The 12,064-nt window shown below is 42.4% G+C and carries 11 protein-coding genes, 1 pseudogene and 1 riboswitch; of the genes and pseudogenes, 1 reads left to right on the top strand and 11 read right to left on the bottom strand.

The genetic code is table 11. The annotated features are described in order from the left end of the window. Positions 1–4: 4 nt before the first annotated feature. The 11 genes and pseudogenes from QF049_RS05415 to QF049_RS05365 all read right to left on the bottom strand — a co-directional run bounded on the left by QF049_RS05415 (position 5) and on the right by QF049_RS05365 (position 10,374). The gene (locus QF049_RS05415; RefSeq protein ID WP_307535467.1) at positions 5–667 is read right to left on the bottom strand and encodes a thiamine phosphate synthase; all 663 of its coding nucleotides are present in this window, start codon (positions 665–667) and stop codon (positions 5–7) included. A gap of 226 nt (positions 668–893) precedes the next feature. Then, positions 894–1,003, bottom strand: a riboswitch (TPP riboswitch). A gap of 75 nt (positions 1,004–1,078) precedes the next feature. Then, entirely contained in the window at positions 1,079–2,629 is a 1,551-nt protein-coding gene (locus QF049_RS05410) for an ABC-F family ATP-binding cassette domain-containing protein (RefSeq protein ID WP_036613631.1), read from the bottom strand. Positions 2,630–2,767: 138 nt separating this feature from the next. After that, positions 2,768–3,751: a hypothetical protein gene (locus QF049_RS05405; protein ID WP_307535465.1), complete on the bottom strand. Its 984-nt coding sequence runs from the start codon at positions 3,749–3,751 to the stop codon at positions 2,768–2,770. Then, a complete protein-coding gene (locus tag QF049_RS05400; protein ID WP_307535463.1) occupies positions 3,738–4,289 on the bottom strand; it encodes a hypothetical protein in 552 nt (183 codons plus the stop codon). The genes QF049_RS05405 and QF049_RS05400 overlap by 14 nt, the downstream gene beginning before the upstream one ends. Then, positions 4,286–4,684: a hypothetical protein gene (locus QF049_RS05395; protein ID WP_307535461.1), complete on the bottom strand. Its 399-nt coding sequence runs from the start codon at positions 4,682–4,684 to the stop codon at positions 4,286–4,288. Before QF049_RS05395 ends, QF049_RS05400 begins: the two co-directional genes overlap by 4 nt. Before the next feature lie 16 nt (positions 4,685–4,700). Next, positions 4,701–5,186: a hypothetical protein gene (locus QF049_RS05390; protein WP_062834890.1), complete on the bottom strand. Its 486-nt coding sequence runs from the start codon at positions 5,184–5,186 to the stop codon at positions 4,701–4,703. Positions 5,187–5,248: 62 nt separating this feature from the next. After that, positions 5,249–7,315: a hypothetical protein gene (locus tag QF049_RS05385; protein ID WP_307535459.1), complete on the bottom strand. Its 2,067-nt coding sequence runs from the start codon at positions 7,313–7,315 to the stop codon at positions 5,249–5,251. After that, positions 7,305–8,511 (bottom strand): annotated as a pseudogene (locus tag QF049_RS05380) (ATPase, T2SS/T4P/T4SS family); the annotation flags it as partial. The gene QF049_RS05385 and the pseudogene QF049_RS05380, both read right to left, overlap by 11 nt. A gap of 496 nt (positions 8,512–9,007) precedes the next feature. Next, the gene (locus QF049_RS05375) at positions 9,008–9,679 is read right to left on the bottom strand and encodes a hypothetical protein (protein WP_307535457.1); all 672 of its coding nucleotides are present in this window, start codon (positions 9,677–9,679) and stop codon (positions 9,008–9,010) included. A 195-nt stretch (positions 9,680–9,874) separates the two neighbouring features. Then, entirely contained in the window at positions 9,875–10,168 is a 294-nt protein-coding gene (locus QF049_RS05370) for a hypothetical protein (RefSeq protein ID WP_307535456.1), read from the bottom strand. An 11-nt stretch (positions 10,169–10,179) separates the two neighbouring features. Then, on the bottom strand, positions 10,180–10,374 hold the full coding sequence (locus QF049_RS05365; protein ID WP_307535454.1) for a hypothetical protein: 195 nt from the start codon (positions 10,372–10,374) through the stop codon (positions 10,180–10,182). Positions 10,375–10,741: 367 nt separating this feature from the next. Between QF049_RS05365 and QF049_RS05360 the strand changes: the two genes are divergently transcribed. Next, positions 10,742–11,698, top strand: a complete 957-nt coding sequence (locus QF049_RS05360) for a hypothetical protein (RefSeq protein WP_307535452.1) — start codon at positions 10,742–10,744, stop codon at positions 11,696–11,698. The last annotated feature ends 366 nt before the right edge of the window (positions 11,699–12,064 follow it).

The raw sequence follows: 12,064 nt of genomic DNA, 5'->3' as shown, positions 1-12,064 counted from the left end.
TGATTCAGCGCCTCAGAATTTCTGTAGCAACGATAGCCTGCTTTAATAATGCAGCCGCCCGATCCGGGGAATCGCTCGCCCATACATTCGAGATCAAAGCGACTCCCTGTGCGCCTGCGGAGCGAATCGCGTGAATGTTTCCCGGCTCAATGCCCCCGATCGCAATGACAGGAATGGAGACACCCCTGCACACTTCAGCCAGAGCATATAATCCTCTTGGTTCAAGACCAGGCTTACTGTTGGTTGAGTAGACATGCCCGAAGAAAAGGTAATCGGCTCCCCGTTCTTCAGCGATTTTTGCCTCATCGATTGAATGAACAGATACACCCAGACGAAGGCGCTGCACATTGCTTTTAACAGCAGGGTTATAGTTTCGTATCGCATCTTGCCCCCAATGTACACCGCCATAGATGTCATTCTGTGAAGGCAGCTCTGAACCATTGATAACGATGCGACAAGATGGAACGCCAACGCTACGCAGACTTTCAGCCCAACCAATCTTGTCTTGCCATGTGAGTTGTTTTTCTCGTATGTGAATATAGTCCACCCAAGACCAAACGTCCTTTGCAGCTTTTACAAAAGATGCTTGATCCCCTGCACCCGTAGATACAACATGCAATTCAAATGATTCGTGAACATGTTCATGAGAAATTACCGTACTGTTCATCTCCTTCCAGGCGTGAATGCTATGAAAAATACAAAAAAGCCACTCCCGTAGGGGAGTGGCTGCGTATTAATTATAGGACCAGATGACTGACTGAAGCATACAGTTCATTTCGTGCAATAAAGCTATAGACCTTATAGCCTTAACGTTATACACGCAACTGCATGTTTCAATTCGTTAAGCAGACGGTTGAAATCCTTTCGAATTGCCGTTGCTCACGTCATTCACTGAAACGCGCTCGCCACTTCCCTACGCTGGTATGATCCAGATCAGGTGCAAAGGGTCCGGAATCGCATTCTTCCATCTCAGCCGCATCGTGCGGCCCCCCTAGTGTTCATATGAAGTTGTAGCCTATGTTACCATAGACGGATTTTTTTGTCACCGTCATTTCTGTTAAACATTGTCTTGAATCGTCTAGTTTTTCTCAGACCACTCTTCGACATTCCATGTTTTGGTAACCCAACCCTCGTAGAAATCAGGTTCATGAGATACCAGTAACACCGTTCCCTTGAATTCTTGCAAAGCACGCTGTAACTCCGCTTTAGCTGTGACATCGAGATGGTTTGTCGGCTCATCGAATAAAATCCAGTTGCTTTCACGCATCAAGAGTTTGCATAAACGAACCTTGGCTTGCTCTCCACCACTCAGCATGTTAAGAGGACGGGTAATGTGCTCATTTTTCAACCCACAGCGAGCGAGATGACCCCGGACCTCATTCTGGGTCAAATGTGAAAATTCATTCCAGACATCCTCAATGGGCGTGATATTCCCAGCACGAACTTCCTGCTCAAAATAGGCCGTTTCGAGATAATCTCCCAAAAAGGTCTTTCCACTGAGTGGAGATATTTTTCCCAGGATGGTTTTCAACAGCGTCGATTTACCGACACCATTACAACCTACGATGGCAATTTTCTCACCACGTTCAATTGTCATCGTCATTTTGGGCAGCAAAGGATACGTATATCCAATTTCGAAATCAATACCCTCAAAGACCGTTTTGCTACTCGCGCGGGCATCCTTGAATTTGAACGTTGGTTTAGCCGCCTCATCTGGACGATCAATACGTTCAATTCTGTCCAGCTGTTTCTCCCGGCTCTTCGCTCGACCTGAAGTTGAAGCACGTGCCTTGTTACGCTGAATGAAATCTTCCTGCTTCTTGATGTACTCTTGCTGCTTCTCGTATGCATCAATATGCTGGGCTTTATTCATATCAGCCATCTCAAGGAACTTGTTATAGTTCGCTGCATATCTCGTTAATTTGGCAAATTCCAAATGATAAATGACATTTACGACTTCATTCATGAATTCCGTGTCATGGGAGATTAAGAGAAACGCATGCGGATAGTCCTTCAGGTAACGTGACAGCCATTCAATATGCTCTACATCCAGATAGTTAGTCGGCTCATCTAGCAAAAGAGCTGTAGGTTTCTCGAGCAGAAGCTTGGCAAGAAGCACCTTGGTACGTTGTCCACCACTTAGAGCTGCGACATCTCGATCAAGACCAATTGCGGACAAACCAAGACCATTGGCCATCTCTTCCACTTTTACGTCAATCAGATAAAAGTCGCCCTGTTCCAGTTGTTCCTGAATATCGCCCATCTCTTCCAGCAACTGCTCCAGCTTATCTGGATCTGCATCTGCCATCTGGTCCGTAATATTCATCATTTCTTTTTCCAATTCAAGCAACGGAAGGAATGCATCCTTAAGCACGTCACGAATGGTTTTGCCTGGCGTAAGCTTCGTGTGCTGATCCAGATATCCATAACGGACCTTAGGTGTCCATTCCACTTTCCCACTATCTTTAAGCAATTTACCAGTAAGGATATTCATTAATGTGGATTTACCCACACCATTGGCACCAACAAGTCCTACGCGCTCTCCGGCAAGTAAACGAAACGATACATTTTTAAATAACGTGCGATCTCCAAAATTGTGACTTACGTTCTCTACTGACAATAAACTCATAAGATGAGGTTGCTCCTATCTATTAGACATTACTTTTGTTATTGTTCCGAAACCCTATTCTAGCACAGGTCCCGTCTTTTCTGAAAGTAATGTAAACAGTTCAGGAACCTCTTACATGATTTTGTCATACAGGCTAACCTAACGATTAGAGCATTTATATTCGAAATAGCCTTGTGCAGCTGCTTGTCTTGCGTCTGTAAACACCTCTTCAGCACGGTAACCATTACCACATGTGGAGGGATAATAGTACCTGATACCCGTTAAAGGATCTACCCCACCTACGATGGCCGTTTTCTTCACAAGTCTGCCTCCACCGATCGCATAATTGTTGATCTTTTGGTCACCCACACCTATACCTTGGATAAAGGCCATAATCCCTGTATCGTTAATGGAGTTGTACCAATCTTCCTGCGCAATCAGGGGCATCGTAAACGTATAGGAAATACCGTTCTTTCTGGCAAACTCATTATGGCGGTTAATCACATCAGCCAGATCATCCTGCACAGTAGTCACAATCCGGCTTTGTCTAACTTGCTCAAATACGCTGGTATTCTGAATTAAAGGAATCTGTGTGCTTGAGGCCAGTTCTTTTTGAAATCCTTCAATCCATTTCCCTGCGCTTGCGTCAAAGGCATATACGTAGTCGTCCAGTGTAAAGTTAATACTGTTACCATCAGAATCTGAATATGTATAAGGTTTCTTGGGACTCCACACTTGCCTGAAAGAATCTTCACGGTGACCCGTCATCTCTGTTTCTGTGGACAACATATAATATCCATCATAATCCAGAATAACCACGGCAGGAATGTAATTAAACATGTTTCGAATAGCTGCGGGATCATCCTGAATCCCCATATTCAAAGCCATCGTCTGCGTAAATGTCAACAAGGCAAGCTCCTTGTCCGCTTTAACAAATTTGGTTGAATCATAACCTGCTTCATCATTTTGTTTCTCATTCTGATGCATGACTGCACCTGCATCCATGACTGCAGTTTGAAGTGCAGATCTGTATCGTTGACCAAGATATTGTGCCTCTTCGGCATCTTGGGTATGGAGTGAGATGATCCAGAAGAGCGGGAAGAAGATCAGCACAAATACAATGGATAGCTCAGTAATCTTCATTGAGGACCATACCTCCGTATGTTACAAATACTGCTGAAGCCTGAGCCGTGCCACTCAACCATTCACGAATGAGCATGGAAGGTGTACGATTTGTATTTTGGAGTGTCACGGTGAAAAAATCCCCTGTCGTCAACGTATATCTTCGGCCAGGATCATCAATCGGTATCACACCTGAGGTTGGGAATAGTCTTTCTCGAATCTGTGCTGCATAATATCCATCCTGCACTACCTCATAGGTCCCGTTAAAACTGTTATTGTCCATCGGGTCTGTATAATGAGGTACATATTTTTTATGTAAATGTTCCATCGACACCTCATACAGATTGCCCGTCTGGGCCAGTTGCTCCTCAAACTCAGCCAACATTCGAGGTGAAATATATCCTTTCGTTCGGACAGCATCAACAAAACGTGTTACATTCTGAACAGCCGTCATACGTGATATATCATCCTGCCGATCAGCTGTTTCAGCAGCTGGATACACATAGAGCAGAAGGACTGCGAGCAATACGGCAAGCAGCTTGGATGCGGCATTAATCAATTCACACTCGCCTCCTTCCAAAAAACAATCTTGACCAGTTCTCCAGTTTCATTTCGTATAAACTCCGGTCTGTAGGTGGCATCGAGCTGGACAGGAATCGTCGCTGTTTTGCTGAGAAGTGGATCGATCACATACGAAGTTCCATCTACCTCCACAGGAATGCCTGTACCAGTCATCTGTCTCACGGTATGCAACACTTCCGCACCAGTATACTGATACGGATTGGTGGTATGCAGTGTTGTTGTCAACCGACCTTCCATGCCTGCTGTTGTCTGTACTCTGTCGTTCAAGGCCGCTGATAAAATCTTAACATTCTGTTGCCCGTACAGGCAGGCTGTCACAAACAGGACAACCGCCGTACAAAACAACATGAGATGCTGTGTATTCCGGGACATGTTAAACCAACTCCTGTCAGGATTGCTGGAAGATCAGCCCTCTTACCACGTTGGATCGGTCTTTTACGATAATGGCTTTGAATTTACCACTTGGATTGACATATTGATTGTCTTTTTCACTCATGGTCTGGTTAATAATCCCCACTTTATCGTCAGGTGCAATAACCGAGCCGTAGTCGGCATTATTGAGATCCTGTGAAATGTTTAATTGATTGCCGTACCATTGACCCGCTTTATTTTTACCTGTAATAACTTGAATACCGAACTGATCCTTGTCCGCATATTTACGCAGCGCATTCGTTACCTGTGATCCACTGATGGTTGTTCCGTCATATACCGTAAATGCAGCCTGGGACAACTCGGTTTGGATATCAGCAAAATTGTTCTGGGCCGTCTTGGTTGCCTCCTGAGCCGAAATAAACAACAGAACTACAATTGTGATCAGAGCGATTGTTAAGAATATCCCTGCTGCCACCTTTAAAGCGCTTGATGCATTGTTCATGATAAATCCTCCCAAGTTATAAGTTATTAAATTATTTCAGACTGCCACACAGATGAATTGCGCTACAGTTTCTGAATTTGCTCATAATAAATGTTCATCTGCAAGAAGCTCAAGCCGACTAATGGAATGACCAGATACAAAAAGATAAGGGCGTACATAGGTGTAAATCCAATGGTTCTTCCCCATGATGCTTTGACATCTATCATTTTGCTGTACTCTTGCTTGCGTTGTTCAAAATAAAATGCCATCATGCTCTCAAGATCATCGAAGGCTTCACGTATTGAGATTTTGCCAAGGGCAAGCTGTAATTTATCAACCAGTCGCTGGAACTCGGGCAAGCCCGCCTCTTCCTTTAATTGTTCAAGTGCAAGCTCTGGACCATGTTCAAAATGCAACAAACATTTTTGCAGCGGACGCTTGAAAATGACGGCAAATCGATTAAGCCATTCCAATATCTCCTCGACTGACATTCGGTCCATCTCACGCAAAATGGATATCACTGTCTGGAATTGATAGATTTCATGTAGCATATCCAACCTTCGCATTTTCCGCTGAAATAACATGAGCCATACAGGCATGTAGTACCCTGCTACACCCATAAGAATGGCTATAATCATTTCCCACCAGCGTACATATTGCTTGTTGTACACCTCAAGTTTCTGCATAATGCGCGTGATGGTCTCATTCTGGGCATCATGGTCTAACTGAACTGGAGATAACTGCTGTAACGCTTTGGAGACTTCTTCGTATGTAGCTTCTCGGTTCATTTCTACACTTGCCAACACGGATTGATCCAACGCTGTTTTTTCCTCAGCTTTCCTGAGATCCGCTTCAGCCATTGCACCAAACATTCGATCATCGCGGATTGGATCATACAAGATGTGGTTACGTTCAACCTGGTGCAACAGCAAGATGCAACCCATTGTAAGGACCAAACAACCTGCGAATAACATCACTCGTCGAATGGCAAGCCATTCGTATTTCAACTCTGAACTGCTCTCCCTCATGAGCCGTATCGTTTGACTGTACTGTGAACTGCCAGGTTTTGCTGCAAACAACATCGCCAATTTCCGTATGAACGTCTGCCTGTACAGAAACTGATCCAACCATGAATGCTTAAGCCCTGACCGGTAACGTGTCTCATCGTATTGCTGGAGCCTTTGCAGAAGCAAATAAGCAAGGATAATGATGACATAGATCGACATTTTGGTAACAAAACCGATTTTGCTGCGATAAAATTCATCCATCGTTGGGAAACTGACTCTGGCCCAGCGTTCGATTGGAGCGGTGAATAATACCGGAGCTAGCGCGATGATATTAAGTCCTTTGAGCAGGTAATCCAATTTATCACGCCGCAAAATCTCCAGATGAATCTCCTGAGTCAGGTTACCAAGTCCTTTAAGATAAATAGAGCCTTGTGCTCTGTCCTTATCCCCAAACTCCATGACCATGTAGGAAACGCCGGCGAATCCTTTGAGAAAACGGTTGGGAGCCACTTCATAATAACGCTCAAGTGCTTCATTCGGATCTGGAGAAGTTAGAGCTTCGTAGATCAGTCTTACTTGTTCTGCTGCTTCTCCTGTACCTGCTTCAGCGGCTTCATATAGCGCTTCTTCGACCATGCCATGCTGATGATACCGATGCCTTACATCTGCAAAGAGATCCAACATCTGCACCAGCAACCTTTTTTCCATACGACTGAGGCACATATCCAATACCAGGCTGTTTAGCACCACAGCACTGAGTACGGAAAGTATTACAAAAGCGATACCCGGCTGCAGAAGAAACAGAATGACACTTATGCCTCCATAACCTCCAAGAATAATCAGAACCACTGTCATCGTCAGCCTGCGAAGTGAAGGCTCATCCCCAACATGGCGGAATGAAATACGTTTCTGCACCTGTAGAATATAAGCTGATAGCAGTGGCACTTTCATTCCAAGACGGTAGGACTGCAACAAGATTGATCCCAGTCCCTTGAATCCCTTCCCCCTAGGAGCAAAAATCACGCCGGATTGACTTGTTGAACCACCTCCTCTGTGACGTAACATACTTAAAACCAGAAGTGTGATCAGCAAACCTCCTGCACAAATACTTAATACGAGGAGCAAAATCCATTTAATTGTCATGCTGGTCACCCCAGTGTTGCTTCATAAACTGTTCAAATCTCACAGCATCCTGTAATGTCATCTGTTCTCGCATATCCACCATGCTTCCAGAGGAGATTGGAGCTGTTGCAACATACGCTCCATTTCTGTACTCCACAACATTACGAAATGCAAAACCTGCCCTCTCTTCCACACTGTCACCTTGATTCGCACGAGGAAGACACTCCGTAATTCGATCGATATATCTGCGTCCCTCAGCATCTTTCTTCATATGAACATCGAAGTTAATTACACTCACAACCTGCTCCTCAGCAATATGCTCATGCTGGAGACATACCTGTCTTGAGCAAGGAATTACGGAGGGAGAAGACCAGATCACGAAACGTTTTGGCATGGTGGGTAAACAGGGTGAACAGACTGGCAACCTGAGACATTTGAATCATCCATGCGGCCACCTCATCACTCGCAACCTCACCGAGAATATTGACGGTACCATCCGTTTTTTTCTGCAAATCAAGCCCTTGTTGACCTGAAATGTGTTCAGTCTCTCGGAAACTCAAAATATTACGTCGGCTATAGATCCGTCTTAATTGAAGTTCAAACGCCATCTCCTGCACCCGAAGGGTGTATGATGCATAGATGTGTTTGACCATAGCCATAAGCAACGTTGTTTTACCAGAACCCTGTGCCCCGGTTACAGCTGTGATCCGGCTTCCTTTCATCAGGAATTGAAGTAATGTGATTGGCAGATCTGCGTTGTTACCCGTAATCAATTGTTCAAGTGAAGCATTCGGAATATCGAACTTCCGGACGAAGAACGCCCACGATTCTGCAAAAGGAGGTCTAACAACTACGACACGGGAGCCGTCTTTCATCTCGTTCACCTTGTAGCCACTTGCTTCCGACAACTGTCCGGGATAATTGTATTTGTATATATTCTGGCATACCCTTTTCAGTTCACGAATACTGCCGAAGGACAGAAAGGATAGATGAATGGACTTACCTTTATAGAAAATCCAGACACTTTCCATGCCGCTAAGCGGTTCTTCATGTGCATCATCCTCCAGTCCTTGCTCCAGCAAATCATTCCATGATGCCGGTTTTCGAAGTCCTATATTATGAACAGCATCAAGCATACCGCTGACACCACCACTAACACCGTCAATACGTTGGTCCCTTATCTCATCAACAACCGAGAAACCTTTATAATGCTGATATTTCTAAAGCTTACATCTAGTTTCACCCATCATTGATTCAACGTATCTATCGGGCTTCGATTAACCTTTTTATTCGCTCAGATTCATCCTCTTTCATAAAAAGCGTGAGTTTTCTGTGATTTTTTTTGTGTGTAATAATGCATAAATGGTCGTTCCTCTATAGGTGCACGATTGGCTCTAAACTTAGCACGAAAGAGCTCCATCAGCAAAAGCCAATGGAGCTCTTTCTTTTAATATTCGATTACTTTGAACCTCAGCATCAGCCAAAACAGTATATCATTGATTTTCCAGCCACAAGATGGGGGAAGGAGAGGAAAACGTCATTGGCTGCTCAAGAGATCTGTTTTATTCTTGAAGAACTCTTTACCACGCAATTTATGAGCTCATGGTACATATTATTCTGTACACTGATGATAGTTATGGCTTAGTGAACGAATCGTAGTATCCATAACAAAGAATGCTTATTAGGACAGAAAGGTAACTCCTACAGTGCTGGCTACGGTTTGTTCCCAGCACCAATAACAACTGAATAAATCCCCTGTATATCATGCTTAAATATGACGCTAAAGGTACCCGGTTTATATTCAGGATCATCTTTTTGCAGATCATAAAAACTCTTTAAACGTTCTGCGAGCAACTTACTTTCGTACTGGATAACATCCCGATCCTCATCGGCCTTGTATTCTTTGACTTTTATTGAATCATTTGGAATTACCAAAGAGGCTTCACGTAACGCTTCTTTTTTTGAAAGCCTTGGAATATCCGTGGATTCGAATTGCAAAGTCACATTGAAAGCTGTTTTATTCTTGGTTGCTTCATCTTCAGAATATAAAACGAGAAGCTTATTATTTTGGTAAGAACTAAACGTTGCGTCTTCCCCATTCTCATCTGCACCGCGAAGTTGCTCGATAACCTCCTTTGTATCACCAAACCCTCCATTTTTCGTAATTAAAGGCTTACTAACTGCTGGACTTTCAGTTATGTCCGCATTACTATTTTCTTTACTTGTATTATCCTCTTCCACAGCTGGTTCAGATACAGAGGTAGTAGCCTCTGTTACCTTTTCGGTTTCTATATTTTCATTGCTTGATTCACCGCAGCCTGTTAATGCTACTGACAAAGAAATACATCCGGCCATTAAAATCAGCCTCTCCCTATAATTACGCACACTCAATCCTCCATGTATGTATTTAATGCTTAATCCTAACACAATGAGGTAATTACTACCATATTAAAAGACCGACTTTACTCAGCCGGTCTTTACCCTCTATTTTACATCCTCGCAGTATAATCTCCTCAATCCTAATTATGCTGTAATCCTCATCGTCGCAATCAATTTCTTGGAAACCAGTTCTTGTTCTCCTTAATATTCGGTCCAATAACTTAAATTTCTTGGCTGCGCCGGCGGCGGTGCCTTCGGAAGTTTCGGCTTCTCCGACTCGCGCTCCCAGCCTTCCAATATAACAATGTTGGCCGTGTCCGATTTGTCATCCCAATGTATGTATTCAGCGTCCATAAGAGCGTTCAAAGCCGCCATAACATCAGGCCTGCCCTTACCTGTTTTAACCGTTAACTCATGAAACGTCGGTAATCGTCTTCGGCCGCTATTATAGTTGTACAAGATCCTTAATACCTTCCGTTCGTAATCAGATAACATTCGTCTGCCTCCTAAGCTGTCGTCTTGATTGGATGCCATGCCAGTAGTCCCGACTCGCGAAATGTCCGTGGCTGCCCCGACAATAGATCATCAGCTTTAATCATTCCAGACCGGATGCTCTTGACCTGGATACGACGTTTCGTGATCTTGCCGCTTTGATCCTCGTAAATGATTTCAACTAACCAACCCAAGTATTTCACTGGCATATTTATCCCTCCCACAAGAACGTTTGTTTGTATTATATGAGAACGTACATTCGTTATTCAACAGAAAAAAATACCCAGTCATATAACTAGGTATTATCTGCAATTATTCAAAATAGTCAATTTCAGTTGAAGAAGGATTGTCGAGTTTAAATACCGAATTGTTAAATTAACATAAAACGAGGAGGAAAATATCATTGATACACTAGATTTTCTTATATTTCTAACTAAATCAGCAACAATTCGTAAGTTAAGTGGTGAACCTAAAAAAATATACAAATATGTCCTTGGTGCAGTCTTTCTTAACCTCATTAACTCTAAACAATTTGAAGAAGGACAAATTCAGATCATTCGCGTCGCCTGTGATATATTGGAAAATCCTAAGGAAGCAACAAAAAAATATAGTTTGAAAACTGTACAGAAGCAGGTACAACACAGTTTTGAAGAAGCTCACTTCAAACATCCGTATGAAGATACAACAATTGATAAGGTATTTTTATTTTTTAGAGAAAAATTAGAAGATGCAAAAAAAGGAAAAACAATGTTTCTAGCATCTGAACTGGAAGATATAATCGAAGTAATGCCCCATTTTGAATACAAAGGGGTTCCCCTCAAACCACATCATTGGCTAGATTTCGATATATTTGAAGGATTAATCCCTACAACACCTGAGTTTATTACATATACCGATATAATAAACACATGGAATCTACTGATAGAACAAAAAACTAAAATTGATGAAATGCATAATAAAGCGTCGAATAGTAGAGGATTTGCAGAACTTGATAGTACTTTTGCGCTTAGATCTACCCTGACGACCCTTAAAAAAAATTGCATGGTATCAGCTATTACTTTTGCAGAATCATACCTTTACTATCTTTTTTATGACTTTAAGCAAATGAGACTATTCGAAGACAATCCAAAGGTTAAAGCATTGTATGGTAAAGAGGACAAGGATCACATACAGGATACGGAAATAATAAAGAACTTAATTTTTGAAGTATTCCCAAAGATCAAAATTGATAAACGCATTAACAAGTTTTACAAGGAATATATTAAGATGAATAATACACGCAATGGAATTATTCATACTTCTGTATCTAAAAATGATAATAATAAACTATCTAAATTACAGCCTACAATAAATATTAGCATACCACTTGTTCAAGATTGCCTCGGTACAATTACAAATTTTATTTTCAGTATTGACGAGGGAATGCCCTTAGAACATCGAATTTTGTTTTGGAGAGACAGATTTGAGGACCCCGACTTCACGAAGTGCGAAAAAATTATTTTTGTGAACCAAAACAAAGGCGAACTTTCCTAATGAGTAACTCAGAATCATGAAAGAAATAAAAAACTTTGATTAAGTATACTATTAATATTGAACTAACTGGAAACTATAGCTCACTAAAAACAATTAGCAGCCGATCAACGTGATCGGCTGTTTTGTTCAATCAGTGGGCAAGACAGTTGTATAATAGAAGATGTCAAGTAGTTTAGCGACACTAAGTAGCTTGTGGCTTTTTCAGGCCTGAACCTCGGGATTTTCTTAGTTAAGGAAACAAGCACGCGAATAACAAAACGAGGATCTCAGACGTTCGATTGATGTTCACCTCCACAAATTACCCGTTTCTATTCATAGATTATTGAGTAAAATTACATAGTATAACGTCTCAAAGGAGGCTTCAAT

It is taken from the genome of Paenibacillus sp. W4I10 (assembly GCF_030816325.1).
GTDB classification, from domain to species: Bacteria; Bacillota; Bacilli; order Paenibacillales; family Paenibacillaceae; genus Paenibacillus; species Paenibacillus amylolyticus_B.
The sequence above is the reverse complement of the archived record's forward strand: the minus strand, read 5'-3'. Positions and strand labels throughout refer to the sequence as shown.

What these genes read in the sequence shown, in the direction of transcription:
- QF049_RS05415 (WP_307535467.1), bottom strand. Translation starts at nt 667, where the DNA reads ATGAACAGTACGGTAATTTCTCATGAACATGTTCACGAATCATTTGAA.
- QF049_RS05410 (WP_036613631.1), bottom strand. Translation starts at nt 2,629, where the DNA reads ATGAGTTTATTGTCAGTAGAGAACGTAAGTCACAATTTTGGAGATCGC.
- QF049_RS05405 (WP_307535465.1), bottom strand. Translation starts at nt 3,751, where the DNA reads ATGAAGATTACTGAGCTATCCATTGTATTTGTGCTGATCTTCTTCCCG.
- QF049_RS05395 (WP_307535461.1), bottom strand. Translation starts at nt 4,684, where the DNA reads ATGTCCCGGAATACACAGCATCTCATGTTGTTTTGTACGGCGGTTGTC.
- QF049_RS05390 (WP_062834890.1), bottom strand. Translation starts at nt 5,186, where the DNA reads ATGAACAATGCATCAAGCGCTTTAAAGGTGGCAGCAGGGATATTCTTA.
- QF049_RS05385 (WP_307535459.1), bottom strand. Translation starts at nt 7,315, where the DNA reads ATGACAATTAAATGGATTTTGCTCCTCGTATTAAGTATTTGTGCAGGA.
- QF049_RS05370 (WP_307535456.1), bottom strand. Translation starts at nt 10,168, where the DNA reads ATGTTATCTGATTACGAACGGAAGGTATTAAGGATCTTGTACAACTAT.
- QF049_RS05365 (WP_307535454.1), bottom strand. Translation starts at nt 10,374, where the DNA reads ATGCCAGTGAAATACTTGGGTTGGTTAGTTGAAATCATTTACGAGGAT.